The sequence below is a fragment of the Bradyrhizobium sp. 160 genome (genome assembly GCF_023073735.1).
GTDB lineage: Bacteria > Pseudomonadota > Alphaproteobacteria > Rhizobiales > Xanthobacteraceae > Bradyrhizobium.
Genome location: NZ_JADPKD010000062.1, coordinates 56,215 through 82,703, shown reverse-complemented (window position 1 = coordinate 82,703; position 26,489 = coordinate 56,215). Strand labels below are relative to the sequence as shown.

The 26,489-nt window shown below is 64.3% G+C and carries 18 protein-coding genes and 4 pseudogenes; 10 read left to right on the top strand and 12 right to left on the bottom strand.

The window, feature by feature from the left end; translation table 11 throughout:
• From IVA98_RS25625 to cnbZ, 5 genes are all read left to right on the top strand, one after another.
• The coding region (locus IVA98_RS25625) for an efflux RND transporter permease subunit (protein ID WP_247334133.1) at positions 1–499 on the top strand (499 nt) is incomplete at its 5' end.
• A 157-nt stretch (positions 500–656) separates the two neighbouring features.
• Positions 657–3,239: a sensor histidine kinase gene (locus tag IVA98_RS25620; RefSeq protein ID WP_247355732.1), complete on the top strand. Its 2,583-nt coding sequence runs from the start codon at positions 657–659 to the stop codon at positions 3,237–3,239.
• Positions 3,236–3,625: a response regulator gene (locus IVA98_RS25615; RefSeq protein WP_247279850.1), complete on the top strand. Its 390-nt coding sequence runs from the start codon at positions 3,236–3,238 to the stop codon at positions 3,623–3,625. The genes IVA98_RS25620 and IVA98_RS25615 overlap by 4 nt, the downstream gene beginning before the upstream one ends.
• Positions 3,622–4,872 (top strand): adenylate/guanylate cyclase domain-containing protein, encoded by a 1,251-nt coding sequence (locus tag IVA98_RS25610; RefSeq protein WP_247301208.1) that lies wholly within the window; start codon positions 3,622–3,624, stop codon positions 4,870–4,872. The genes IVA98_RS25615 and IVA98_RS25610 overlap by 4 nt, the downstream gene beginning before the upstream one ends.
• Before the next feature lie 9 nt (positions 4,873–4,881).
• Positions 4,882–5,628: a 2-amino-5-chloromuconate deaminase CnbZ gene (gene cnbZ / locus IVA98_RS25605; protein ID WP_247334131.1), complete on the top strand. Its 747-nt coding sequence runs from the start codon at positions 4,882–4,884 to the stop codon at positions 5,626–5,628.
• Between the two features lie 70 nt (positions 5,629–5,698).
• Here the strand turns inward: cnbZ and IVA98_RS25600 are convergent.
• The 12 genes and pseudogenes from IVA98_RS25600 to IVA98_RS25545 all read right to left on the bottom strand — a co-directional run bounded on the left by IVA98_RS25600 (position 5,699) and on the right by IVA98_RS25545 (position 19,419).
• A pseudogene (locus IVA98_RS25600) lies at positions 5,699–6,582 on the bottom strand (ABC transporter permease).
• A gap of 4 nt (positions 6,583–6,586) precedes the next feature.
• The gene (locus tag IVA98_RS25595; protein ID WP_247301205.1) at positions 6,587–7,528 is read right to left on the bottom strand and encodes an ABC transporter permease; all 942 of its coding nucleotides are present in this window, start codon (positions 7,526–7,528) and stop codon (positions 6,587–6,589) included.
• Between the two features lie 10 nt (positions 7,529–7,538).
• Positions 7,539–9,047, bottom strand: a complete 1,509-nt coding sequence (locus IVA98_RS25590; protein WP_247334130.1) for an ABC transporter substrate-binding protein — start codon at positions 9,045–9,047, stop codon at positions 7,539–7,541.
• A gap of 22 nt (positions 9,048–9,069) precedes the next feature.
• Entirely contained in the window at positions 9,070–10,176 is a 1,107-nt protein-coding gene (locus IVA98_RS25585; RefSeq protein ID WP_247301203.1) for an ABC transporter ATP-binding protein, read from the bottom strand.
• Positions 10,176–11,165, bottom strand: coding sequence for an ABC transporter ATP-binding protein (locus IVA98_RS25580; protein ID WP_247301202.1), 990 nt, complete (start codon positions 11,163–11,165; stop codon positions 10,176–10,178). The genes IVA98_RS25585 and IVA98_RS25580 overlap by 1 nt, the downstream gene beginning before the upstream one ends.
• A complete protein-coding gene (locus tag IVA98_RS25575; protein WP_247355731.1) occupies positions 11,162–11,872 on the bottom strand; it encodes a DUF1028 domain-containing protein in 711 nt (236 codons plus the stop codon). Before IVA98_RS25575 ends, IVA98_RS25580 begins: the two co-directional genes overlap by 4 nt.
• Before the next feature lie 9 nt (positions 11,873–11,881).
• A pseudogene (locus IVA98_RS25570) lies at positions 11,882–13,688 on the bottom strand (gamma-glutamyltransferase family protein).
• 81 nt (positions 13,689–13,769) lie between these two features.
• Entirely contained in the window at positions 13,770–14,759 is a 990-nt protein-coding gene (locus tag IVA98_RS25565) for an ABC transporter ATP-binding protein (protein WP_247301199.1), read from the bottom strand.
• Positions 14,756–15,742 (bottom strand): ABC transporter ATP-binding protein, encoded by a 987-nt coding sequence (locus IVA98_RS25560; protein WP_247301198.1) that lies wholly within the window; start codon positions 15,740–15,742, stop codon positions 14,756–14,758. Before IVA98_RS25560 ends, IVA98_RS25565 begins: the two co-directional genes overlap by 4 nt.
• A gap of 13 nt (positions 15,743–15,755) precedes the next feature.
• Positions 15,756–16,727 carry an ABC transporter permease gene (locus tag IVA98_RS25555; protein ID WP_247301197.1) on the bottom strand — a complete coding sequence of 324 codons (972 nt, stop codon included), beginning with the start codon at positions 16,725–16,727 and terminating at the stop codon, positions 15,756–15,758.
• Positions 16,728–16,737: 10 nt separating this feature from the next.
• A complete protein-coding gene (locus IVA98_RS25550; RefSeq protein ID WP_247279837.1) occupies positions 16,738–17,718 on the bottom strand; it encodes an ABC transporter permease in 981 nt (326 codons plus the stop codon).
• A gap of 105 nt (positions 17,719–17,823) precedes the next feature.
• Positions 17,824–19,419 (bottom strand): ABC transporter substrate-binding protein, encoded by a 1,596-nt coding sequence (locus IVA98_RS25545; RefSeq protein WP_247355730.1) that lies wholly within the window; start codon positions 19,417–19,419, stop codon positions 17,824–17,826.
• A 304-nt stretch (positions 19,420–19,723) separates the two neighbouring features.
• Between IVA98_RS25545 and IVA98_RS25540 the strand changes: the two genes are divergently transcribed.
• The 5 genes and pseudogenes from IVA98_RS25540 to IVA98_RS25520 all read left to right on the top strand — a co-directional run.
• Positions 19,724–19,981: a DUF6489 family protein gene (locus IVA98_RS25540; protein WP_091891548.1), complete on the top strand. Its 258-nt coding sequence runs from the start codon at positions 19,724–19,726 to the stop codon at positions 19,979–19,981.
• Entirely contained in the window at positions 19,981–20,781 is an 801-nt protein-coding gene (locus IVA98_RS25535) for an esterase/lipase family protein (RefSeq protein ID WP_247301195.1), read from the top strand. Before IVA98_RS25540 ends, IVA98_RS25535 begins: the two co-directional genes overlap by 1 nt.
• 48 nt (positions 20,782–20,829) lie before the next feature.
• Positions 20,830–22,380: a wax ester/triacylglycerol synthase family O-acyltransferase gene (locus IVA98_RS25530; protein WP_247301194.1), complete on the top strand. Its 1,551-nt coding sequence runs from the start codon at positions 20,830–20,832 to the stop codon at positions 22,378–22,380.
• 10 nt (positions 22,381–22,390) lie between these two features.
• A pseudogene (locus IVA98_RS37735) lies at positions 22,391–23,290 on the top strand (alpha/beta fold hydrolase); the annotation flags it as partial.
• Positions 23,291–26,461 (top strand): annotated as a pseudogene (locus IVA98_RS25520) (bifunctional cytochrome P450/NADPH--P450 reductase); the annotation flags it as partial.
• Between the last annotated feature and the right edge of the window lie 28 nt (positions 26,462–26,489).

Below are 26,489 nucleotides of genomic sequence, written 5' to 3'. Positions count from 1 at the left end.
CTTGCGCGACCCGCTGGTGATCATGATCTCGGTGCCGATGGCGATTGTCGGCGCGCTGATCCCGCTGTTCTTCGGCGTGGCGACGATGAACATCTACACCCAGGTCGGTCTGCTCACCCTGGTCGGCCTGATCACCAAGCATGGCATCCTGATGGTGGAGTTCGCCAACGAGCTCCAGGTCAGCGAGCGGCTCGACCGCCGCTCGGCCATCGAGATGTCGGCGCGCATTCGGCTGCGCCCGATCCTGATGACCACGGCCGCGATGGTGACGGGTCTGATCCCGCTCCTGACCGCCACCGGCGCCGGCGCGGCCAGCCGCTTCTCGATCGGTCTGGTCGTCGTGGCCGGCATGTCGATCGGCACGCTGTTCACGCTGTTCGTGCTGCCGGCGGTTTACGTGGTGTTGGCGACCGACCATCGCGCGGCCGCCGATTCGGAGCGGAACAAGCAGGTCAACGAGCTCGACCTGGGCTCCAACAAGGCCTTGCGGCCGACCTGAGGCTGTAGGCGCGCGAACCAGAGGGCGGCAGCGGTTTCCGTTGCCGCCCTTTTATTGTGTTTTTTGTGCGCCGGCGAGGCGCCGCACCGGCCATCGGGCGGCCGCTCCCGGGTGCTTGCGAGAGACAAGGTCCGCTCTTCTTGGTAGTTTCCGAGGGATGAGCCTTTCCGTCCATCCCGACACCCTGCAAGCCAGGACGCTGCCGAGCGCGGCAGCGGCTGGCGTCACTGCCGGCGCGGCGACGGGGCAGGGGATCAGGAGCCGGTTGTTCACCAAATACGTCGCGCTGTTCGTGGCCGTGGTCACCGTCGCGCTGCTCGCCAACGGCCTGTTCGAGGTCTTCTTCTATTATCGCGAGCACAAGGCCTCGCTGATCCGGGTCCAGCATGAGCAGGCCGAGGCGGCCGCGGCCAAGATCGGCCAGTTCGTCAAGGAGATCGAGGGCCAGCTCGGCTGGACCACGCAACTGCCCTGGTCTGGGGGCTCGATCGAGCAGCACCGGTTCGACGCGCTGCGGCTGCTGCGTCAGGTGCCTGGGATCACCGAGCTTGCCCAGGTGGATTCGACTGGCAAGGAGCGGTTGCGGGTCTCGCGGCTGGCGATGGATGCGATCGACAGCGGCATCGACCTGTCGAGCGACGCAAAGTTTACCGAGGCAGTCGCACACAAGGTTTATTACGGACCCATCTATTTCCGCAGGGAGTCCGAGCCCTACATGACGCTGGCGCTGGCTGGTGCGCGCAAGGATGCCGGCGTCAGCATCGCCGAGGTCAATCTCAAGCTGATCTGGGACGTTGTGTCCCAGATCAAGGTCGGTGAGCGCGGAGTTGCCTACGTCGTCGGACCGGAAGGGCGCCTGATCGCGCATCCCGACATCAGTTTCGTGCTGCGCAACACCGACATGTCTGGTCTCGCGCAGGTGCGCGCTGCGCAGGCCGGGGGCGGCGTCATGCCGGACGCATTGCAGGAGGCGACGAACATCCAGGGGCAGAAGGTTCTGACGGCCTCCGCCCCGATCGCGCCGCTCGGCTGGACAATGTTCGTGGAATTGCCTGTCGAGGAGGCCTACGCTTCGCTCTACGCCTCGTTGCAGCGCCTTGCGATCGTGCTGTCGGCGGCTTCGATTTTCGCGGTGCTTGCAGGGATCTTTCTCGCGCGCCGCATGGTCGGTCCGATCCAAGCGCTGCGCAGCGGCGCCGAGCGGATCGGCGCCGGCGATTTCTCCCAGCGCATCTCGATCAAAACCGGCGACGAGCTCGAAGGTCTCGCCGACCAGTTCAACGAGATGGGCGCACGCTTGCAGGAATCCTACGCCGACCTCGAAAACAAGGTCGAACGACGCACCGCGGAATTGAGCGAATCCCTGCAGCAGCAGACTGCGACCGCCGACGTGCTGAAAGTCATCAGCCGTTCGGCGTTCGACCTGCAAGTCGTGCTGAACACGCTTGTTGGCTCGGCAGCTCGCCTGTGTGACGCGGAGGAGGGAACGATTTTCCGGCCCAACGATGGCGTTTTCTATTTGGCGGCAAGCTGCGGGCTCGACGCCGAGCAGGAAAACAAGCTCCGGACTTTCGCGTCTGTACCTGAACGGGGAAGTGTGGTCGGCCGCACCCTGCTCGATGGCAAGACGGTCCATGTCCCGGATGTGCAGGCCGACCCGGAATACGCGCCCTCGTCCGCCCGAAGGCGCGCCCACGTACGTACGATGCTGGGTGTGCCCTTGCTTCGAGAGGGGACACCGATCGGCGTGTTCGTTTTGACGCGACACGATGTGCGGCCGTTTAGCGCGAAGCAGATCGAACTCGCCACGACCTTTGCAGACCAGGCCCTTATCGCGATCGAGAATGTCCGATTGTTCGAGGAGGTCCAGGAACGAACCAGAGAGTTGTCGCAGTCGCTCGACGACTTGCGCGCCGCCCAGGATCGCCTGATCCAGACCGAGAAGCTCGCGTCCCTCGGCCAGCTCACGGCGGGCATCGCCCACGAGATCAAGAATCCGCTCAACTTCATCAACAACTTCTCCGCGGTTTCGACCGAGCTGATCGACGAGCTCAAGGAGGCCCTGCAGTCGGCCGCGCTCGACGGCAAGACGAAGGAGGAGGTCGACGAGCTGACCGGCATGCTCAGGAGCAATCTCGAGAAAGTGGTGCAGCACGGCAAACGCGCCGATTCCATCGTCAGGAACATGCTGCTGCATTCGCGCGAGGGCTCCGGCGAGCATCGCGCCGTCGATATCAATGCAGTCGTGGAGGAGAGCCTCAATTTGGCCTACCACGGCGCGCGCGCCGAAAGACCGGCCTTCAACGTCACGCTCCAGCGCGAACTCGATCCCGCCGCCGGTATGGTCGATATCTATCCGCAGGAGATCACGCGCGTCTTTCTCAACCTGATCTCCAACGGCTTCTACGCAACCGCTAAGCGCAAGGAGAGCGCCGCTGACGCCTTCGAGCCGATCTTGCGCGCGGCAACGAAGAACCTCGGCGAGAGAGTCGAGATCCGGATCCGCGATAACGGCACCGGGATCCCGCCCGAGGTGAAGGAGAAGATGTTCAATCCCTTCTTCACCACCAAGCCGGCTGGCGAGGGCACCGGGCTCGGCCTTTCCATGAGTCATGACATCGTCGTGAAACAGCACGGCGGCACGATCGACGTGAACACCGAGCCCGGTGTATTCACCGAATTCATCATCACGCTGCCGCGCATGATGGCGGCAAGCGGAACTACTGGAGACGGGACTTGAACGTTTATATCCTGGTCGTCGATGACGAGCCCGACGTCGAGGCGCTGTTCCGGCAGCAGTTCCGGCGGGAGCTGCGCGCGGGACGCTTCCAGATGGAATTTGCGTCCTCTGCGCCAGATGCGCTGAGGCGCGCGGCCGAAGTTCGCGATCCCTCGCTGATTTTGATTCTCTCGGACATCAACATGCCCGGCATGAGCGGGCTCGACATGCTGCCGAAGGTGCGTGCCGCGCATCCGGATGTTCCCGTCATCATGATCACGGCCTATGGCGATGCCGAAACGCGCCGCAAGGCGATCGAGCGGGGCGCCGTCGGGCTCCTCACCAAGCCGATCGACTTTGCGCTGTTGCGGCAGGAGATCGACACGAGGCTCGAGCAAGCCGCATGACTGCGACCATCCTCTTCGTCGATGATGAACCGGATCTCGAGGTGCTGATTCTGCAAAAATTCCGCAGGCAGATCCGGGACGGGCTCGTCGACATCATGTTCGCGCGCGACGGTCTCGAGGCGCTGCAATCGCTCGAGCAGAATCCGCATGTCGACATGGTGGTCTCCGACATCAACATGCCGCGGATGGACGGGCTGTCGCTGCTCGCGAAGCTTCAGGAGGCCGAGGACAAGAAGTCGACCATCATCGTCTCCGCCTATGGTGACATGAGCAACATCCGTACCGCCATGAACCGCGGCGCATTCGACTTCCTGACCAAGCCGATCGATTTCGCCGATCTGGAAGCCACGATCGATAAAACCATTCGCCACGTCGAGATGCTGCGCGAGGTGCGGCGGCGCCAGATGGAAGCCGAGCGCGCCCATGCCTCGCTGTCGCGCTTCTTCTCGCCGGAGATCGCAAGGCGCCTGGCGGCGGATGTCGCCGGCGACGGCATGGAGGTGCAGTGGCGCGACGTCGCGACCATCTTCACAGATATCACCGGCTTCACCTCGCTGGTGGAGAGCGCACCGCCCCAGATGCTCGGCGAGCTCCTCAATGAATATGTCGGCGGCATGACCGAAATCGTCTTCGCGCATGAGGGGACGGTCACGAAAATCATCGGCGATGCGATCCAGGTGCTCTTCAACGCGCCGGGGGACCAGCCGGATTATGCGGCGCGTGCAGTCACCTGCGCACATGATCTCGACGCCTGGGCGGAGGCGTTCTCGGCGCGTTGGAGGGGCAGAGGCGTGAATTTCGGGACCACCCGGATCGGCGTGCATGCAGGCCCGGCGCTGGTTGGCAATTTCGGCGGCAATCGCTTCTTCGACTACACCGCCTACGGCGACACCATCAATATTGCGGCGCGGCTGGAGGCTGCCAACAAGCATCTGGGAACGCGCATGTGTGTCAGCATCAGCGTCGCCACATCGGCCGATAACTTTCAAGGCCGCCCAATAGGCGAGCTGATGCTGCGCGGACGCAGCGAGCCGCTGCGCGCGTTCGAACCGCTGTCGGAGGCCAAATTCGAAGCGCCGGAAACCGCGCTATATTCCGATGCTTTTGCCAAGATGGAGGCCGGCGACGTCGCCGCCATGCCCGCATTCGCAGCGCTGGTCGGCATGCACGCCGACGATCCCCTGGCCGGCTTTCACCTGAGGCGCCTGCTCAACGGCGCCAAGGGCATTCGCATGCAACTGGAATAGGAGTCCGCCATGATTCGTGAGTTCTCGGCCGGCAATTATCGTTTCATTCCGTCCGTGTTCCAGTATTCGGCGGGTGCCGCCGCAGATGAGGGCTACGAGATCGAGCGCGTCCGGTTCGATCGCCTGGTGCCGCTTGCGGAAGGATTTGCGCTGACGGCAAAGTTCATCCGGGAGGCAGGGCGGCCGCTCACGGCGTTCTGTGCCTGCGAATTGCGCTCGCCGGCGGCCTTCAGCGAGGAAGGTTTTCGCGCGTTCAACCTGCACTATGTGAAGACGCTGTCGGAATGGGGGATCTTCGACGGCACCACCAATCCCGTGGCACGCAGCAATGTCTGTCCCGAGATCGATCCGCCGTCGGAGCCGTCGTTCTACGCGTTCTCCTTCACGCGCCCGACCCCGTCGAAATCGCCGAGCTTCGTGATCGCCGGCGGAGCCGAGGCTCGCGAGGGCAGCGGCACCTATGTCGAGCGCACGGTGCGTTACCGCGACCTCAGCCCGGAAGGGCTGCGGGAGAAAGTACGCTTCACAACGACCGCGCAGATGGAGAACCGGATGGCGGCCTTCGGCTTCGGCTGGAAGGACACCACCGGCGTGCAGGCCTATTCGGTGCACGACTTCCATCACGCGCTGGTCGACGAGTTGGTGCGCCGCGGCGCGCTGCGCTCCGGCCTCACCTGGCATTTTGCCCGGCCGCCCGTGGTCGATCTCGAATATGAGATGGACTGCCGCCGCGTGATGCGGGAGGTCGTGATTTGAGGTCTATCGGCAGGTGATCTTTACCTCTCCCCAACGGGGAGAGGTGGAGGGCGGCAGCGTTGATCCAATCTCAGCGCTGGCGCGGGTCGAGCGCGTCGCGCAGGCCGTCGCCAAGCAGGTTCAGCGACAACACCACGAGAAAGATCGCGAGCCCCGGCCAGATCGCCATCCAGGGCGCCTGGGTCAGGAGCGCTGTGCGGCATTGAGCATGCTGCCCCAGGACGGTGCCGGCGGTTGCTGGCCTAGGCCGAGGAACGACAATGCCGCTTCGGCGATGATGGCGGCGGCGATCGACAGCGTCGCCTGAACCAGCAGCGCCGGAAGGATGTTCGGCAGGATGTGCGAGAATGCGATCCGCCATGGCGGATTGCCGAGTGCGCGCGCGGCCTCCACATAATCCTCCGCCTTGACGCTCAGCACCTGACCGCGGGTCAGGCGGATAAAGATCGGAGTGGCCGAGATGCCGATGGCGATCATGGCGTTGCCGAGGCTCGGGCCGAGGAATGCCGCGAGCGCAATTGCCAGGATCAGGAACGGGCAGGCGAGCATTGCGTCCGTGATCCGGCTGATCAGTGCGTCGGTGAAGCCGCCGCGATAGCCGGCGAGGAGGCCCAACGGCACGCCGATGCCGAGCGCGATCGCAACCGAGATCAGGCCCGCGAGCAGCGAGGCGCGCGCGCCGTAGACGACGCGGCTCAGGATGTCGCGGCCGAGCTCGTCGGTGCCGAACCAGTGCGCGGCGGTCGGCGGCTTGCGCACCAGGCTCCAGCTCGTCGCGATGGGGTCGAAGGGAACGACGACCGGCGCAAGCACCGCAAGAAGGATGAACGCGATGATCACGATGAGGCCAAACACAGCGGCCTTGCGCTTGAACAGGCGCCGCCGCGCGCGGCGTGCCGGGCTGTCCAGCTCGTGAGCTTGCGTAGCGGGACTGGCCAGCGTCGTGTCGCTCATGGCACTAGCCCCGCAGCCGCGGATTGACGAGGATATAGGCGACGTCCGCAATGAGATTCAGAGTGATGTAGACGGTGGCTGTCACCAGCACCACGCCCTGCACGACCGCATAATCGCGGTTGAATACCGCATCCACGATCAGCTTGCCGAAGCCGGGGATGGAGAAGATCTGTTCGGTCAGCACGGCGCCTGAGAGCAGGGTACCGAGCTCGAGCGCACCGAGCGTGATGATAGGTGTCAGTGCGTTACGCATCGCGTGCTTGAGGATGACCGAGCGTTCCAACAATCCCTTGGCGCGCGCAGTGCGGACATAGTCGCTCTCCAGCACCTGGAGCATAGCGCTGCGGGTGTGCCGCATCAGGATCGCGGCAATTGCATTGCCGAGCACGAAGGCGGGCATGATGGTGGCAGCCAGGCTCGCGCGCCAATTTTCGGTGAGCGGCACATAGCCCGAGGCCGGCAACCAGCCGAGCTCGATCGAGAACAGGAAGATCAGCATGATGCCGAGCCAGAAGTTCGGCGTGGAGATTCCCCATAGCGCAAAGAAATTGGCGCCGTAGTCCCAGGCGGTGCCCTTCTTCACGGCCGCGACGATGCCGGCGGGGATGCCGATCAGGAATGCGATCAGGATCGCCATCGAGCCGAGCTGTAAGGTCACCGGCAGCTTCTGCGCGATCAGCTCGCGCACCGGCATCTTGTTGCGCAGCGATTCGCCGAAATCGCCGGCGAGTACGCCCTTGATCCAATAGGCGTACTGCACAGGGACGGGCTGATCGAGCCGGTACTGATGGCGGATCTGTTCGATCACGGCAGGATCGCGCTCTTCGCCCGCCATCACCAGCGCAGGATCGCCCGGCAGCAATTGCTGGAGCGAGAAGATCAGCACCGAGACGAAGAACAGTGTCGGCACGATCTGCACAAGGCGGCGGGCGAGGAACTTCAGCATCCTTTCATTGTCACTTCAGCTTGAGGCCGATAACGCGCACGAGCCCGTCGGGCATCTGCCGGTAGCCTTCGAGCTTCGTCGTATGCGCGATGATGATGCGGCGGTGGTAGAGGTACAGGAGGGGCTCCTCGTCCTGGACCAGCCTCGCCAGGACTTCGTAGCTGGCTTTGCGCTTGGTGGGATCGGTCACCGATCGCGCATCCTCCAGCGCCTTGTCGGCCTGCGCATTGTTCCAAGCGCCGTAATTCTGCGGCGCGCCGCTGTGCAGGAAGACGAAGGTGTTGCCGTCGGGATCGACGCGCCCGCTCCAGGCCAGCATGAAGGCCTGGTAATCGCCGGCCTCGGCCTGCTTCAGCCCGGTTGCAAATTCGGTGACGCGGAGCTTCATGTCGAACCCGGCTTCGGCCGCCATGGACTGGATCACCTGCGCCGGCGTTTCGGTCTCCGCGCCCTTCGATACCAGGAAATCGACGCTGACCGGCGGTGTCACGCCGGCTTCCTTCAGCAGCGCCTTGGCCTTCTCGACGTTGCGGGGACGGACCGGCAGGGATTTCTGATAATAGGGATGATCGGGATTGACCCATTGATTGCCAACCTGAAACTCGCCGTTGAACACGACCTGGTTGATCGCCTCGCGGTCGATGGCAAGGTCGAGCGCCTGTCGCACCTTGGCGGATTGGCTGAGTGGCCCCTTGGCCTTGTCCTTGCCGATGTTGAGCGTGATGCCCTGATAGCCGAGCTCGATGGCGGTCGCGACCTTCAGCCGCGAATCCGCGCGGACCTCCTTGAGGTCGGTGGCGAGCACGCGCTCGATCAGGTCCAGTCCACCGGATTTCAGGTTCGCGAGCCGCACCGTGGCATCGACGATCGGCTGGAACACGATACGATCGATGAAGACGTTGTCCTTGTTCCAGTAGTCCGCGAACCTCTCGAATACGATGCGGTCCTGCTGCACGCGCTCGACGAATTTATAGGGGCCCGCGCAGACCGGACGCAGGCCGAACTTGTCGCCGGCTTCCTTCGCCGCCTTCGGCGACATCATCATGCCGGCCCGATCGGTGAGCTGCGCGAGCAATGGCGAGAACGGCGACTTCAGCACCAGCTTGATCGTGAGGGGATCGACGACCTCGACGTGATCGACCGAGGCCAGCTCCGGCTTGCGGAAGGAGCCGGGGAAGGTGAGGTGTCGTTCCAATGAGAACTTGGCGGCCTCGGCATCGAACGGCTCGCCGTCGTGGAATTTCACACCGGGGCGGAGCTTGATGACGAGCGCCTTGCCGTCGTCGGCCGTTTCGCTCGACAGCGCGAGCTGCGGCACGATGTTGAGCTTCTCGTCGATGTCGAACAGCTTGTCGCAGAATGCGGAGAACACGATGCGGCCGACATAGGTGCGCGCCATGGTCGGATCGAGGATGTCGGGGTCCTCGGCGAGGCCGATGCGCAGCGTGGTCTGGGCTTGCGCTGTTACGACCGACAGCAGGAAGGCGGTGGCCGTTGCGGCCAGGCGAAACATGTTCATCGGACAGTCCCCATTGCTTCGGCTACGTCGTTGTGGGCGCGGTGCCTTGTATACCAACCCCGGAGACCGCTGCGCCTTCCGTCTTTCGGCTGAAGGCCGCGACCAATTTCGCAAGTGCTGGCGAAAACCCGCCGGCTGCCGGCAGGATAGCGTCGGCGGACGGCAGCTCTGCCGTACGGTGACAGGCGGCGGCGTGGCCCGCGCTGTCTGCCACGAGCTCCGGCGCCTCAATGCGACAGCGCTCGACAACGAAGGGGCAGCGGGTATGGAAGCGGCAGCCCGCCGGCGGATTGAGTGCGCTCGGGATCTCGCCCGTCAATAGCACCGTCGTTCGCTTCGCTTTCGGCTGTGGCAGGGGGATCGCGGACAACAGCGCCCGGGTATAGGGATGGCGGGGCGCTGCGAACAGCGCGTCCGCCTCCGCGGTCTCGACGATCTGGCCGAGATTCATCACGGCCACGTGGTCGGCGATGTGCTTGACCACGGCCAGATCATGCGACACGAAAATGTAGGCGAGGCCGAGCCGGTCCTGGAGCTCGCGCAGCAGGTTGAGGATCTGCGAGCGGATCGAGACATCCAGCGCCGAGACCGGCTCGTCGCAGACGATCAGCTTCGGCTCGACTGCGAGCGCACGGGCGATGGCAATGCGCTGGCGCTGACCCCCGGAGAATTCATGCGGATAACGGCGCTCCAGCCGCGGCTCCAGCCCGACCAGCCGCAGCAGTTCGGCGACCCGCCCGCGCCGCTGCGTCGGCGGCACCAGATCGTGCAGCGCCAGCGGCTCGGTCAGGATCTGGCCGACGGTCATGCGCGGATTGAGCGAGGCGTAAGGGTCCTGGAAGATGATCTGGGCTTCACGGCGGAAGGCGCGGAGCGCATTGGCGTCGAGGGAGAGAAGATCGCGGCCATCAAAGCGTACCGTACCCGCATCCGGCTCGATCAGCCGCAGCACCAGGCGGCTGACGGAGGATTTGCCGCAGCCGGATTCGCCGACCAGGGCCAGCGTCTTGCCGGCCTCGAGCGAGAAGCTGACGCCGTCGACGGCCTTGACATGCGCCCGCGCGCGGCCGAACAGCGAGCGTTCCGCGACGAAATGCTTGACCAGGCCTTGGACCTCGAGCAGTGCCATCACGACACCAAACGTTCGAGTGGCGCGCGGATACAGCGCGAGAGGTGGCCGGGGCTGACTTGCAGCAGTGGCGGCGGCGCCCTGGTGCAGGCGTCCAGCACGAACGGGCAGCGCGCGGCGAAGCGGCAACCGGCGGGCAGCCGTGCCGTGTTCGGCACCATGCCTTCGATCGTGGCGAGCTGCTCGGCGCGATGATCGAGCCGCGGGATCGAGCCGAGCAGGCCGACGGTGTAGGGATGCTGCGGCGCCGAAAACAATTCGTCCACAGGCGCGCGTTCGACGATCTCTCCGGCATACATCACCGCGACCTCGTCGCAGACTTCGGCAACGACGCCGAGATCATGCGTGATCAGGATGATGGCGGCGCCGCTCGCGGCCTTCAACTCGCGCATCAGCTCCAGAATCTGCGCCTGCAAGGTGACGTCGAGCGCCGTGGTCGGCTCGTCCGCGATCAGCAGGCGCGGATCGCAGGCGAGCGCCATTGCGATCATCACGCGCTGGCGCATGCCGCCGGAGAGCTTGTGCGGGAATTCGTCGATGCGTCGCTCCGGTGAGGGGATGTGGACGCGGCGCAGGAGCTCGATCGCCCGCTCCCGCGCATTGCGCCGCGAACCGCCACGATGGCGCAGGATCGTCTCGACGATCTGCTCGCCGATGGTCAGGCTCGGGTTAAGTGAGGTCATCGGCTCCTGAAAGATCATCGCCAGACGGTTGCCGCGCAGGTCGCGTAGCGTCTGGTCCGGCGTCTTCAAGAGGTCGAGCCCCTCGAAGCGGATCGCTCCGGATATCTCCGCGCTTCTCTTCGGCAGCAGGCCCATGATCGCCAACGAAGTCACGCTCTTGCCGCAGCCGGATTCGCCGACGAGGCCGAGCGTGGCGCCATTGGCGACGCTGAGATCGACACTGTCGACCGCCTGGGTGATACGGCCATCGTCGCCGTGGAAGCGGATGCGCAAATCCTCGATCTCGATGAGGGGGGTGGCGCTCATGACTGTCTTGCGCGGGCTGCGGCGATGCTGGCGTCGATCACGCTGCGATCGGTGTTGCCGGCCGGGTTCCGCCGCGTCGGCATGGAGGCGCGGAAGTGCACCCAGAGCTCGTGGCTGACACGCTCGAGCCGTTCGAGCTCGCCGAGCGGATCGGGATGATCGTCGGCCCGAATGTCCAGCGCCGGCCATTCCTCCTCGCCGTGGATCAACAGCGCGGCCGACTGCTTGCCGCGCTTGTCGCCGCCGGCGGCTTCGCCCGCACGCATCGCCGCGAGCAGGCGGCGCGGAAAGGGCAGGCTGTCGTTGGCAATGTAGGTCTTGGCCGTCTCGTCAAGCACGTCGGCCCCCGTCAGCATATTGCCGGCGATCGAGAAGCGGCTGCCTGCGATGTGCCCGCACCACTCGACGCAATCGCACCCGGTGTGCGCGGCGATGTCGCCGCTAGCGTCCATGATGTGGATCTGCCGGCTTTCGCGGCCGTCATCGGTCGCGAGCAGGGCGGCGAGCAGGTCGTGTGCATTGAGGCCTTCACGCAGCAGCTTGACACCGTCGATGCCGTAATAGGGATTGACGAAGGCCTGCGTCGCGATGGCGCCGAGGCCGGCGGCAATGTACGGAACACGCGCGCCGACCGCGAAGAAGCGGGTCGCGACGGCAATACCGAACTCGCCGGTGGCAGTATCTCGCGCGATGATCGACCAGGTCATGTGCTGCCTTCAGCGTCCCGCGGCATAGCCCTGCATCCCGCGCGGATTGGCGGCAGCGCGTCGACGGGGGCCGACGCGCGAGGCCGCGGTAAGACGGCCTTCGGACCAGTCGGGACCGACCTCGACGATATGCCCACGCTCGCGAAGGTTCTCGATCGTCGCCCTCGGCACGCGGTTCTCGACCACGAGCACGCCCGGGCGCGCAGTGCGCGGCCAGAACGAGATCGGAAAATGCTCGGAGTGCCAAGCCGGCGCGTCGATCGCCTCCTGGAGGTTGAGGTTGCAATGGACGTGGCGCAGGAAGAATTGCGTGATCCACTGGTCCTGCTGATCGCCGCCCGGCGAGCCCCAGGCGAGATAGGGCTCGCCGTCGCGCAGCGCCATGGTCGGCGACAGCGTGGTGCGCGGCCGCTTGCCCGGCGCAAGCGCGGCGGGATGGTCCTCCTCCAGCCAGAACATCTGCGCACGGCTGCCGAGGCAGAAGCCGAGCTCGGGAATGATCGGCGAGGATTGCAGCCAGCCGCCCGATGGCGTCGAGGACACCATGTTGCCGGCTTTGTCGATGATGTCGAAATGCACGGTGTCGCCGCGCACTTCGCCGAAGCGGCCCACGGTCGGCTCGCCGGCGCCGAGCGCGCCCACCGCCTCGCGCTGGCCCTCGGCACGGCGAAGCCTGACCACGCCACCAAAACCCTCGACCATACCGGGCGCGAAGTCGAGCGAGGCCTTGTCGGTGACGAGCTTGCGGCGCTCGTCATTATAAGCATCCGACAGTAGCGTCGTGATCGGGATCTCGGTGAATTTGGGGTCGCCGTAGAATTTTTCGCGATCGGCGAATGCCAGCTTGGCGCATTCGATCTGGACGTGGATGAACTCCGGCCCGGTCGGATCGAGCCCATCGAGCGCAAAGCCTTTCAACAGAGCGAGCTGCTGAAGCGTCACCGGCCCCTGGCTCCAGACGCCCGGCCTTGCAGACGGTGTAGCGACCATAATCGTAGGTAAGCGGCGCCTCGATCGTCGGCTGCCACCGCGCCATGTCGTCCGCTGAGAGGACGCCGCGATGCGGCGAGCCGCTGACGTCCATCACCTCTTGCGTCCGGCAGAATTTGTCGATTGCTTCTGCGACAAAGCCTTGCGACCAGGCCTTGCGCGCGCGCTCGATCTCGGCGTCGCGGCCGCCGCCGCCGCTTTCGGCTTCGCTGAGAATGCGGGAGTAGGTCGCAGCCAGTGTCTTGTTGGTGAACAGCGTTCCGGGCTTTGGCACTTGACCGTTCGGCAGGTAGACGGCAGCCGAGGTCGGCCAATGCTTGCGGAACAACTGCTCGACGGTGTGGATCGTGGCGCAGGCGCGCTCGACCAGCGGATAGCCGTCACGCGCATAGGAGATCGCGGGCTCGAGCACGTCGCGCACACGCATCGTGCCATAGTCGCGCAGCAGCATCATCCAGGATTCGAAGGTGCCGGGAACGCAAGCGGCGAGCAGGCCGGTGCCGGGCACCATGTCGAGTCCCTCGCTCCTGTAGTGCGCGATGGTGGCGCGCGCCGGCGCCGGGCCCTGGCCGCAGATCACCTCGGTGCGCCCGCGCTTCACGTCATGGACGATGATAGGCACATCGCCGCCGGGGCCGTTGAGATGCGGCTCGACCACCTGGAGCGTGAAGGCGGTGGCGACACCGGCGTCAAAGGCGTTGCCGCCCTTCTCCAGAATGGCCATGCCGACGGCGGTCGCGATCCAGTGCGTGGTGGCGACGACCCCGAAGGTGCCTTCGATTTCCGGTCTCGTCGTGAACGGATCGGGATTGATGTTGCTGGCCATAGGCTACCTCATTTGCGGCGCGCGCAATTGATCACAGGGCCACGCCGCCGCCAAATGCGCAGGTTGCATGGCACGCGCGCGTCACGCCGGGACCGGCGCGGTGTTGACCGCGTGGCAGGCGACGCCGTCGATCAGTTCCGGGATCTCCTTGCGGCAGCGATCGAACGCCAGCGGGCAGCGCGGATTGAAGGCGCATCCGGAGGGCGGATTGATCGGGTTCGGGATCTCGCCCTTGACTGGAATGCGCTGGCGGCCGCTCATGGCGAGATCAGGCACGGCACCGAGCAGCATCTTGGTGTAGGGCATGCGCGGACGGGCGAACAGCTCGCGTCCTTCCGCGATCTCGACGATGCGGCCGAGATACATTACGCCGACCCGGCTCGCCATGTGGCGCACCACGGCGAGGTTGTGGCTGATGAACATGTAGGTCAGGCCGAATTTGTCCTGGAGGTCGCGCATCAGGTTCAGGATCTGCGCCTGCACCGAGACGTCCAGAGCCGAGGTCGGCTCGTCGCAGACGATGAATTCGGCGTCCGATGCGAGCGCTCGCGCGATCGCGATGCGCTGGCGCTGGCCGCCAGAGAATTCGTGCGGAAATTTCAGTCGGTCGTCGGGGTGCAGGCCGACGAGGCTGAGCAGCTCGCCGACGCGCGCCTGGATGTCACGCTCACCCTGGATCAGGTCGAAGGCGCGGATCGGCTCGGAGATGATGGCGTCGACCCGGAAGCGCGGGTTCAGGCTCGCATACGGATCCTGGAAGATCATCTGGATGCGGCGGCGTAGCTTGCGGCGTGCGGGAGCCTGCCGCGGATCGGTCATCGACACGCCGTCGATCAGCACGTCGCCGGAGCTCGGCGGCAGCAGGCCGACGACCATCCGCGCCACCGTGGTCTTGCCGGAACCGGATTCACCGACCAGAGCGAACGTCTCGCCCTTCCTGATCTCGAAGGTGACGTGATCGACAGCCTTGAGATATTCGAGATGCCCGCCTTCGAGCACGCGGTTGAGCCATGGCTTCGACACGTCGAACACCCGGCGCAGATTTCTAGCCTGGACGAACGGTGCGCTCATGCCGCGCTCTCCGCCGGCACATTATCATAAAGGTGACAGGCGACCGACTGCGCGCCACGCGTGAGCGGCTCCGGCCGTTCCACGCGGCAGCGGTCAAAGGCGAAGGCGCAGCGCGGGTTGAACGAGCAGCCCGGCGGGATCGCCGACAGGCGCGGCATCGAGCCGGGAATCTGCACGAGGCGCTTGTCGTCTCCGGCCAGAGTCGGGATCGCGCCCATCAGCCCCCTGGCGTACGGGTGCAGCGGATTCTTCACGACATCTTGCACGGGGCCGATCTCGGCGATGCGGCCGGCATACATCACCGCGACCCGGTCCGATGTCTCCGCGATCACGCCCATGTCGTGGGTCACCAGCATCACGGCCGTGCCGTGGTCGCGCCCGAGCCGCTTGATCAGGGAGATGATCTGCGCCTGCACGGAGACATCGAGCGCGGTCGTCGGCTCGTCCGCGATGATCAGCTCCGGCTCGGCGCAGATCGCCAGTGCAATCACCACGCGCTGGCGCATACCGCCGGAGAATTCGTGGGGATAGCCGTCGATCCGCTTTTCCGGCGCTGGGATGCCGACTTCGGCCAAGAGTTCGACGGCGCGGCGCCGCGCCGCTTGTTCGGAGAGATTGAGATGGGTCCGGATCGTCTCCACGATCTGGTCGCCGACCCGGTAGAGCGGATTGAGCGAGGTGAGGGGATCCTGGAAGATCATGCCGATGCGCTTGCCCCGGATGCGGCGCATCTCTTCCGGCGGCAGATTGTCAATGCGCAGGCCCGCGAGATGAATCTCGCCGCCGGCGATGCGGCCGGGTGGATCGATCAGGCCGATCACGGAGAGGCCGGTGACGGATTTGCCGGCGCCGGATTCACCGACCACGCCGAGCACCTCGCCCTTGGCGATGTCGAAGGAGATGCCGTCGATGGCGCGCAGCGTGCCGCGGCGGGAGGCGAACTCCACATGAAGATTACGCACGGAGAGAACAGGTTCGGTCATGAGCGAGGCGTACTCATCTGAGCTTCGGGTTGAGCGCGTCGCGCAGCCAGTCGCCGAGCAGGTTGATCGAGAGGATCAGCGCTGCCAGCGCAAGCCCCGGGAAGGCGACGATCCACCATTCGCCGGCGAACAGGTAGTTGTTGCCGATCCGGATCAGCGTGCCGAGCGAGGGCATGGTGTCGGGCAGGCCGACGCCGAGGAAGGACAGCGTCGCCTCGGTGATGATCGCAAGAGCGAGATTGATCGTGGCGATCACCAGGATCGGGCCCATCGTGTTCGGCAGCACATGCCGCAGCATGATCTTCGGTGCGGGCAGACCGATCAGCTGCGCGGCGGCGACGTAGTCCTTATTCTTCTCGACCATCACGGAACCGCGCACGGTCCGGGCGTAACCCACCCAGAAACTGAGGCCGATCGAGATCACCAGCACGACCAGCATGCTGGTGGCATCCAGCCGGTTGCCAAGGATCGATTTGGCGACGCCATTGACCAGCAGCGCGATCAGGATGGCCGGGAAGGTGAGCTGCACGTCGGCGATGCGCATGATCACGCCATCGACTGCACCGCCGAAATAGCCGGCGATCAGGCCGAGCGCGATACCGAGCGCACCGGCGAAGATCACGCCGGCCACGCCCACGGCGAGCGAGATGCGCATGCCGTAGAGAATGGCGGAGAACACGTCGCGGCCCTGCTCGTCGGTGCCGAGCAGGAACGGGCTCTGGCCGTCGGCGGTCCACAGCGGTGAAATCCGCGAATTCATCAGTTGCAATTGTGCCGGATCGAATGGGTTCTGCACCGCGAGCGCGGATGCAAAGATCGCAAGCAGGAAGAACAAGACCGTGATCGCCGCTGCTGCCATGGTGAGCTTGGAGCGGCGAAACGAATAGAAGATATCGCTGTCGAGCGCGCGGCTGAGCCATCCGCGGGCCGTTTGCGCTGGCTGCGTGCTCTGCCCATTGGAATTGGAGACGACTGCGTCGGACATGCAGGCTGCCTTACGTGGCGCGGCCGACGGTCGCGCGTAGACGCGGATCGACCACGGTGTAGAGGATATCGACCACCAGATTGATGGTGACGAAGATCAGCGAGACCATCAGCAGGTAGGCGGCCATTATCGGGATATCGACGTTTTGCACGGCCTGCACGAACAGAAGTCCCATGCCCGGCCATTGGAACACGGTTTCGGTGATGATCGAAAATGCAATAACCGAGCCAAACTGCAATCCCGCCACCGTGATCACGGGGATGAGCGTGTTCTTCAGCGCGTGGCCGAAATGGATGGCACGGGTGGTCAGCCCGCGGGCGCGGGCGAAGCGTATATAGTCGGTTCGCAGCACTTCCAGCATCTCCGCGCGCACCAGCCGCATGATCAGGGTCATCTGGAACAGGCCGAGGGTGATCGCGGGCATGATCAGCGCCTTCAGGCCCGAAAGCGTGAGCAGGCCCGTAGTCCACCAGCCGAGCTTGACCACCTCGCCGCGGCCGAAGGAGGGCAGCCAGCCCAATGTCACCGCGAACAGATAGATCAGAAGAATACCGATCAGGAAAGTCGGCAGCGAGATGCCGATCAGCGAAACCGCCTGGAATAACTTGGCGAGCACGGTGTCGCGCTTGAGCGCCGAATAGACACCCATCAGAATGCCGAGCACCATTGCAAAGACGGTCGCGCAGATCGCAAGCTCCAGCGTCGCGGGCATGCGCTCCATCAACAGCGTCGAGACCGGCTGGCGGAACTGATAGGACACGCCGAACTTGAACTGCGCGGCATCGGCGAAATAGCGCACGAACTGCACCGGCACGGGATCATCGAGGCCGAGCGACTTGCGCACGGCTTCGCGTTCGGCCGCCGACGTGTCGATCGAGACGATCTGGTTGACGGGGTCGCCGGCGAAACGGAACATCGAGAAGGCGATGATGCCGACGGCGAACATGACGCCGATGGCCTGAACGGCGCGGCGAAGAGTGAAAGCGAGCATGCCTTCCACTGTCCTTGAGTGTGTGTCTGGCCGACGCCTTTGTCAGCCGGAAAAGGAAAAGGTCCCGGAGGCCTGATGCTGCCGGGACCTTGTGTTCAACTGAGGCTATTCCTTCTTGGTCGCCCAGTGGAACATGACGAGATTGTCGGCGCGCTGCGGTAGGTTGACCTTTTTCGATACGCCCCAGGCCAACGCCTGCTGGTGCAGCGGGATGTACGCCCAGTCCTTGTTGGCGATTTCGTAGGCTTGCTTGATCAACTGGTTGCGCTTGGCGGTGTCGGTTTCAACCAGCACCTTGTCGGTGATGGCGTCGAACTCCTTGTTGCAATAGCCGCCGAGATTGGCTTCGCCGCGCGAGGATTTCGCATCGTCCCGGCAGCCCATGATGTCGTAGAGCACGTTGTGGGAATCCATCGTGCTCGGCGTCCAGCCCAAGAGATAGAACGAGGTCTGGTAGCCACCTTGCTTGAGCACCTTGGCGAAGTATTGCGCCTTCGGCTGCGCCAGGAGATTGATCTTGACGCCGATACGGGCGAGCATGCCGACGACGGCCTGGCAGATCGCCGCATCGTTGACGTAACGATCGTTCGGGCAATCCATGGCGACCTCGAAGCCATCGGGGTAACCGGCCTCGATCAGGAGCTTCTTGGCGCCATCGGGGTCGAATTTCGGCCGCGTGAACTCCTTGGACAGCGCGAACAGTTCCGGCGCAATCATCAGAGCTGACGGCGTCGATAGCCCGCGCATCACGCGCGTCTTGATCAGCTCGATGTCGATAGCCTTGTAAAAGGCTTCGCGGACGCGGACGTCCTTGAACGGATTCTTGCCCTTGATGTTGGAGTAGAGCAACTCGTCGCGGGTCTGGTCGAAGCCGATGAAGATGGTGCGCAGCTCCGGCCCTTTGAGCACCTGGGCATTCGGGCTGGAATCGACGCGGGAGATGTCCTGGATCGGCACCGGCTCGATGACGTCGACTTCGCCCGAGAGCAGCGCGGCGACGCGGGTGGCGTCGGAGGCGATCGGGGTGAAGGTGATCTCCTTCAGGTTACCATCCATCTTGCCCCAGTAATTGGGGTTGGCCTTGAACACCGTCTTCACGCCGGGCTGATGGCTTTCGATGATGAAGGGACCGGTGCCGTTCTCGTGGAGCGAGGCGTAGCTCGGCGTGGTCGCCGCCACCGGCGTCGGATCGACGACGTTGTTCTCCTCGGCCCATTTCTTGTCCATGATGTACCAGACATCCCACGACGAATGCAGGATGGGATTGGGCGAGGGCAGGACGAAATCGACGGTGTAGTCGTCAACCTTGACGACCTTGACGTCGGGTGCAAGGCGGGTCTGCATATTGGACCCCTTCTTGCGGACGCGATCGGCGGAGAACAGCACGTCGTCGGCGGTGAACGGATCGCCGTTATGGAATTTCACGCCCTTGCGCAGGTGGAAGCGCCAGCGGGTCGGCTCCGGCGTCTCCCAGCTTTCCGCCAGCGCCGGAATGATCTTGAGGTCCTTGTCGCGCGCGGTGAGGCCCTGATAGACGTGGCCGAGATGGGCGTGGGTGGTGCTCTCGTTGAGGGTATAGGGATCGAGCGACTTCAGGTCGCCCTGGTTGGCATAGCGCAGCGCCTGGCTCGACGCCGGCGAGACCGAGAACGCAGCCATACCGGCGAGCGTCGCCGCAAACAGACTTCGACCTAATGACATTCTTGACCCTCTCCACACTGCCGTGCCGGTGATTTTTGATTTGTTCGGCCGGCCGATCAATCCATGTTGCCCAGAGTTCTCGACCCGTGCAAGCGCCATTCCAGCAAGGAACGCGCCAAGTTGCACCGCTGTGCAGCAATGCTGATCGTGCCGGCTGGCTTGGGCGGCTTTCGACTTTCGACTTGGTTGACCATATTCGGCCGTTGCGGGTCGGGATATGTCGCGCCGGCATCAGGCGCTTGCGTCGCACCACAACTCGCGGCGATACTGCCGGCAGGCCGCTCGAATCTCATCCGGAGGGGACATGAAGGTTAATATCGAAATCGACTGCACTCCCCTCGAGGCCCGCCAATTCTTTGGACTGCCGGACGTGTCGCCGATGCAGACGGCGGTGATGGACAAGCTGCAGCAGCAGGTCCTGAGCAACATCGACAAGGTCTCGCCCGAATCGTTGGTGCAGAGTTGGTTTACATACGATCCCAAGCTCGCCGAACGGTTTCAGGACATGTTCGTCGCGATGGCAGGCCTCGGCGGCACGCGCAGCAGCGACAAGAAGAAATAGTGTCATCAGGGCCGGACGGGACGCTGGATTCAGGCCGGCTTCGTCCGCCGGGTATCGGGCTGCTACTTGCCGAGGCTCGGGGTCTGCTCGAATTCAATGCGAGCCTGCTGCTGTCACCGCTTCTGATGCGCGCGCCCAGGGGCGACGGCCATCCGGTGCTGGCGCTGCCGGGCTTCCTCGCCAGCGATCTCTCGATGGCACCGATGCGACGCTATCTCAGCGAGCTCGGTTATGAGGCACATGCCTGGCGGATGGGCCGCAATCTCGGCGGGCTCGGGCGGATGCGGGATTCGCTGCGCATGCGCTTGGCCGAGATCCACGCCGCCTCCGGCCGCAAGGTCAGCCTGGTCGGATGGAGCCTCGGCGGCGTCTATGCCCGCGATCTCGCACTTCAGGCGCCGGAGATGGTCCGCTATGTCATCACGCTCGGCACCCCTTTTGCTAACGACGTACGGGCGACCAACGCCACGCGGCTGTACGAGGCGCTGTCAGGCGAGCGGGTCGAGGATTATGCCGAACAGCGCGAGGCGCTCGCCGGCGATCTGCCGGTGCCCACGAGTTCGATCTATTCGCGTGCCGACGGTGTCGTGAATTGGCGGACCTGTCTGCTCCGTCCCTCCGCCCGTGCCGAGAACATCGAGGTGCACCTGGCGAGCCATATCGGGCTCGGGGTCAATCCCGCGGCGCTGTGGGCCGTGGCGGACCGGCTGGCGCAAGCGGAGGGGGAATTCCGGCCATTTGACCGGGCCGGACCGTTTGCCATTGCATATGCCCCGGCGGAACAGGCAGTATCGGCCTGACGAGAAGCGCGGACCAAACGCGCCCGTCAAGTCTTGCGGGAGGGAATTATGGCTGACGGGAAGAAGCTGTCGTCGCTGGACGCGTCGTTTCTCTATCTGGAAACGCCGGAAATGCCGATGCATGTCGGAAGCATGGCAATCTTTCACCTGCCCGACGACTACAAGGGCGACTTCTTCGAAGACTTCAAGGCCATGATCGTCTCGCGCCTGCACATCGCGCCGATCCTGAAGGCGCGGCTAGAGAAGGCGCCGCTCGACATCGATCATCCCTCCTGGGTCGAGGACGATCAGTTCGACATCGATCGTCACATTTTCCGCGCCAGCCTGCCGCAGCCGCGCGACCGAGCCACGCTCGAACGCATCGTCGGCTGGATGCATGCCAAGCTCCTGAACCGGGCCCGTCCGCTCTGGGAGTTCTACGTGTTCGAGGGCATGAAGGACAACGAGGTCGGCCTTTATTCCAAGATGCATCATGCCGCCATCGACGGCGGCGCCGGTGCGGCCTTGACCAACTTGATCTACGACATCTCGCCGATCCCACGGAAGGTCGAGCCGCCGACGGCTGGAGCCAAGCCCGGACAGGAGCCGCGCGATATCACGGCCAACCTGCTCGATTCCTATCGACAGCTCTTCAGCCAGCCGCTCGATGCGTCGGCGGCCGCGAAGAACCTGCAATTGCCGCGTACCGGCAAGAGCGACATCGGCTCGATCCTGTTCGACAATGCGATGTACCAGATCGAGAGCGCGGTGCGGTTCGCCGGCAACATCCCGACGGTGCTCAAGAGCGTCTCCGACGTGCTCGGCAAGGTCGCAGATCCGAAATCGCGCGAGAGCCTCGCCAGCATGGTGTCGCCGCCGACCATGCTCAACAAGACCATCTCGTCGGAGCGGAGCTTCGCCGGCGTATCGATCTCGTTGTCGCGGGCCAAGGCGCTGGCCAAGCAGGCCGGCGGCAAGCTCAATGACGTCGTGCTGGCGCTCGCCTCGGGCGTGGTCCGCCGCTATCTCCAGCAATATGGCACGCTGCCGGCGAAATCGCTGACTGCGGCGGTGCCGATCTCGCTGCGCGAGGAGGGCAACACCGAGGCCAATAACCAGGTGTTCGGCATGATCTGCTCGATCGCGACCAACATCGACAATCCAAAGGCGCGGCTGGAAGCCATCATCGCGCAATCGGCCAAGTCCAAAGAGATGTCGCATCCACTGCGGGCGCTGATGCCGCAGGTCTCCAACATCTCGATGCTGGGTGCCCCGATCATGGTGCAGATCCTGGCGCTGCTCTACAGCCGCTCCAATCTGTCCGACGTGCTGCCGCCGGCCGCCAATATCACGGTGTCGAACGTCCCAGGACCGCGGCAGACGCTCTATGCTGCAGGGGCCGAGCTTCTGCACATTTTCCCGGTCTCGATCTCGACGCATGGGCAGGCGCTCAACATCACCGTGCAGAGCTACCGGGACCAGCTCGATTTCGGCTTCATCGTCGGCGCCAATATCATTCCGCACGTGCAGGTGATGAGCGACATGCTGCCGGAAGAGTTCGCCGCACTGGAGGCGGCCTATGCGCCGCCCGCGGCCGACATCAAGCGTGCTGCGGAATAAGGAGTTCGCGATGATTGAAATGCCGCCGCTCAAGTTCGCGACGACGAACGGAATCCGCATGGGCTATTACGAGGCTGGCCCGGCCGACGACAAGCCGCCGGTCGTGCTGTGCCACGGCTGGCCCGAGCTCGCCTTTTCCTGGCGCCACCAGATCAAGGCACTGAGCGAGGCCGGCATCCGCGTGATCGCGCCCGACCAGCGCGGCTACGGTGCGACCGACCGGCCCGAGCCGGTCGAGGCCTACGACATTGAGCACCTGACCGGCGATCTCGTCGGACTGCTTGATCATCTGCAGATCGATAAGGCGATCTTCGTCGGTCACGATTGGGGCGGCTTCATCGTTTGGCAAATGCCGTTGCGGCACATCGACCGGGTCGCCGGCGTAGTCGGCATCAACACGCCCCACACCAATCGCCCCTGGGCCGATCCGATCGAGCTGTTGCGCGCACGCTTCGGCGACAAGATGTACATCGTTCAATTCCAGGATCCGGCGCGCGAGCCGGACAGGATTTTCGGCAGCCGTGTCGAACAGACTTTCGATGCGTTCATGCGTAAGCCGGTGCCGCGCCCGGCCGACACCCCGCCGGAGGAGGTGGTTGCCGGTGTCGGCGCTTCGCCGCGGCTCAATCTGGCATTTCCGCAGATGATTGCCGGCTATGACGCGAAGCACGATCCGCGTACGCCGATCCTGTCGCCGGAAGAGAAGAAAGTCTTCGTCGATGCCTTCACCAAAACGGGTTTTACCGGGGGCATCAACTGGTACCGCAACATGTCGCGCAACTGGGCGCGCTCCGAAGGGCTCGATCATACGGTCCGCGTGCCGTCGCTGATGATCATGGCCGAGAATGACGCGGTGTTGCCGCCATCCTCCGCTGATGGCATGGACAAGCTGATTCCCGATCTCGAGAAGCTGTCGCTGGACTCGGCCGCCCCCGTGCAGCACCTGACGCGGCTCGCCAAGGAGCTGGGTCCGATCTTCTGGCTCGACATGATGGGCTCGCCGATCGTGGTCGTCTCCGGCCACGACCTCGTCGACGAGCTCTCCGACGAGAAGCGCTTCGACAAGACGGTGCGCGGTGCGCTGCGGCGTGTACGTGCGGTCGGCGGCGACGGCTTGTTCACGGCCGATACCAAGGAGCCGAACTGGAGCAAGGCCCACAACATCCTGCTCCAGCCGTTCGGCAACCGGGCCATGCAGTCGTATCATCCGAGCATGGTCGACATCGCCGAGCAGCTCGTTCGCAAATGGGAACGGCTCAATGCCGACGACGAGATCGACGTCGTCCACGACATGACCGCATTGACGCTGGACACAATTGGCCTGTGCGGCTTCGACTACCGCTTCAACTCGTTCTACCGGCGCGACTATCACCCGTTCGTCGAGTCGCTGGTGCGCTCGCTCGAAACCATCATGATGACGCGTGGCCTGCCCTTCGAGCAGCTTTGGATGCAGAAGCGGCGCAAGACCTTGGCCGAAGACGTCGCCTTCATGAATAAGATGGTCGACGAGATCATTGCAGAACGACGCAAGAGTGCGGACGGCATCGACGACAACAAGGACATGCTGGCCGCGATGATGACCGGCATCGACCGCGCGACCGGCGAGCAGCTTGATGACGTCAACATTCGCTACCAGATCAACACCTTCCTGATCGCGGGCCACGAGACCACCAGCGGCCTGTTGTCCTACACCCTCTATGCACTGCTGAAGCATCCGGACATCCTCAAGAAGGCCTATGACGAGGTCGACCGCGTCTTCGGTCCCGACGTCAATGCGAAGCCGACCTATCAGCAGGTGACGCAGCTCACCTACATCACGCAGGTCCTGAAGGAGGCGCTGCGGCTGTGGCCGCCGGCGCCGGCCTATGGTATCTCGCCGCTCAACGATGAGACCATCGGCGGCGGCAAGTACAAGCTCAGGAAGGGCACGTTCACCACCATCCTGGTGACGGCGCTGCATCGCGATCCCTCAGTCTGGGGACCGAACCCTGATACATTCGATCCCGAGAATTTCAGCCGCGAGGCGGAAGCCAAACGGCCGGTCAATGCCTGGAAGCCGTTCGGCAACGGCCAACGCGCTTGCATCGGCCGGGGCTTTGCCATGCACGAGGCTGCGCTTGCGCTCGGGATGATCCTCCAGCGCTTCAAGCTGATCGATCACCAGCGCTATCAGATGCACTTGAAGGAAACGCTGACGATCAAGCCGGAGGGTTTCAAGATCAAGGTTCGCCCGCGCGCCGATCGCGAGCGCGGTGCCTTTGGCGGACCAGTCGTGGCAATGGCTTCGGCACCCAAGGGACCGCGTCAGCCGGCCGCCCGGCCCGGCCACAACACGCCGATGCTGGTGCTCTACGGCTCCAATCTCGGCACCGCCGAGGAACTCGCGACGCGCATGGCCGACCTCGCGGAAATCAACGGCTTTGCCGTGCGTCTCGGCCCGCTCGACGATTACGTCGGCAAGCTGCCGCAGGAAGGCGGCGTGCTGATCATCTGCGCCTCCTACAACGGCGCACCGCCTGACAATGCGACGCAATTCGTCAAATGGCTCGGCGGCGACTTGCCGAAGGACGCCTTTGCCAATGTGCGCTACGCCGTGTTCGGCTGTGGCAACAGCGACTGGGCAGCGACGTATCAGTCGGTGCCGCGCTTCATCGACGAGCAATTGTCGGCACATGGCGCGCGCGCCGTCTATCCGCGCGGCGAGGGCGATGCGCGCAGCGATCTCGACGGCCAATTCCAGAAATGGTTTCCGGCGGCTGCTCAGGTCGCGACCAAGGAATTCGGCATCGACTGGAATTTCACCCGCACCGCGGAGGACGATCCGCTCTATGCAATCGAGCCGGTGGCGGTGACCGCCGCCAACACTATCGTGGCCCAGGGCGGTGCTGTCGCGATGAAGGTTCTGGTCAATGACGAGCTTCAGAACAGAAGCGGGCCTAATCCGTCGGAGCGTTCGACGCGCCATATCGAGGTGCAACTGCCGTCCAATGTCACCTATCGGGTCGGCGATCATTTGAGCGTGGTCCCGCGCAACGACCCGACGCTGGTCGATTCGGTCGCTCGCCGCTTCGGCTTCCTGCCAGCCGATCAGATCCGGCTTCAGGTCGCGGAAGGCCGCCGGGCGCAATTGCCCGTCGGCGAGGCCGTGTCGGTCGGCCGTCTGCTCAGTGAGTTCGTCGAATTGCAGCAGGTCGCGACACGGAAGCAGATCCAGATCATGGCGGAGCACACCCGCTGCCCGGTGACGAAACCAAAGCTGCTCGCCTTTCTTGGCGAGGAGGCGGAGCCGCTCGAGCGTTACCGCACCGAGATCTTGGTCAGACGCAAATCGGTGTTCGACCTGCTGCTCGAATATCCGGCCTGCGAATTGCCGTTCCACGTCTATCTCGAAATGCTCTCGCTGCTCGCGCCGCGCTATTACTCGATCTCGTCCTCCCCGTCGGTCGACCGGGCGCGCTGCAGCATCACCGTCGGGGTGGTCGAAGGGCCGGCCGCTTCCGGGCGCGGCACCTACAAGGGCATCTGCTCCAATTATCTCGCGAACCGGCGAGCGGGTGATACGATCTTCGCCACCGTGCGTGAGACCAAGGCCGGCTTCCGCCTCCCCGACGAGCCATCGGTGCCGATCATCATGATCGGACCGGGCACGGGACTTGCCCCGTTCCGCGGCTTCCTTCAGGAGCGCGCTGCGCGCAGGGCGAAGGGGGCTGCTCTTGGTCCGGCGATGCTGTTCTTCGGCTGCCGCCATCCCGATCAGGATTTTCTCTACGCGGACGAGCTGAAGGCGCTGGCGGCAAGCGGCATCACCGAGCTTTTCACCGCGTTCTCGCGTGCCGATGGCCCGAAGACCTATGTGCAGCATCTCCTGGCCGCGCAGAAGGACAAGGTCTGGCCGCTGATCGAGCAAGGCGCCATCATCTATGTCTGCGGCGACGGCGGCAAGATGGAGCCCGATGTGAAGGCTGCCCTCGTCGCGATGCACCGCGAGAAGAGCGGTAGCGATGCCGCGGCCAGTGCACGCTGGATCGAGGCGATGGGCGCGAACAACCGCTATGTGCTGGACGTTTGGGCGGGTGGGTGACCACGGGCCCGATCGTGCTAAACGTCAG

Excerpts from the sequence above, each read along its gene's own strand:
- IVA98_RS25595 (WP_247301205.1), bottom strand. The coding sequence starts at position 7,528 with ATGCTGAAGTTCCTCGCCCGCCGCCTTGTGCAGATCGTGCCGACACTG.
- IVA98_RS25580 (WP_247301202.1), bottom strand. The coding sequence starts at position 11,165 with ATGAGCGCCACCCCCCTCATCGAGATCGAGGATTTGCGCATCCGCTTC.
- IVA98_RS25585 (WP_247301203.1), bottom strand. The coding sequence starts at position 10,176 with ATGGCACTGCTCGAGGTCCAAGGCCTGGTCAAGCATTTCGTCGCGGAA.
- IVA98_RS25540 (WP_091891548.1), top strand. The coding sequence starts at position 19,724 with ATGAAGGTTAATATCGAAATCGACTGCACTCCCCTCGAGGCCCGCCAA.
- cnbZ (WP_247334131.1), top strand. The coding sequence starts at position 4,882 with ATGATTCGTGAGTTCTCGGCCGGCAATTATCGTTTCATTCCGTCCGTG.
- IVA98_RS25555 (WP_247301197.1), bottom strand. The coding sequence starts at position 16,727 with ATGTCCGACGCAGTCGTCTCCAATTCCAATGGGCAGAGCACGCAGCCA.
- IVA98_RS25550 (WP_247279837.1), bottom strand. The coding sequence starts at position 17,718 with ATGCTCGCTTTCACTCTTCGCCGCGCCGTTCAGGCCATCGGCGTCATG.
- IVA98_RS25530 (WP_247301194.1), top strand. The coding sequence starts at position 20,830 with ATGGCTGACGGGAAGAAGCTGTCGTCGCTGGACGCGTCGTTTCTCTAT.
- IVA98_RS25565 (WP_247301199.1), bottom strand. The coding sequence starts at position 14,759 with ATGAGCGCACCGTTCGTCCAGGCTAGAAATCTGCGCCGGGTGTTCGAC.
- IVA98_RS25575 (WP_247355731.1), bottom strand. The coding sequence starts at position 11,872 with ATGACCTGGTCGATCATCGCGCGAGATACTGCCACCGGCGAGTTCGGT.
- IVA98_RS25545 (WP_247355730.1), bottom strand. The coding sequence starts at position 19,419 with ATGTCATTAGGTCGAAGTCTGTTTGCGGCGACGCTCGCCGGTATGGCT.
- IVA98_RS25560 (WP_247301198.1), bottom strand. The coding sequence starts at position 15,742 with ATGACCGAACCTGTTCTCTCCGTGCGTAATCTTCATGTGGAGTTCGCC.
- IVA98_RS25590 (WP_247334130.1), bottom strand. The coding sequence starts at position 9,047 with ATGAACATGTTTCGCCTGGCCGCAACGGCCACCGCCTTCCTGCTGTCG.
- IVA98_RS25610 (WP_247301208.1), top strand. The coding sequence starts at position 3,622 with ATGACTGCGACCATCCTCTTCGTCGATGATGAACCGGATCTCGAGGTG.
- IVA98_RS25620 (WP_247355732.1), top strand. The coding sequence starts at position 657 with ATGAGCCTTTCCGTCCATCCCGACACCCTGCAAGCCAGGACGCTGCCG.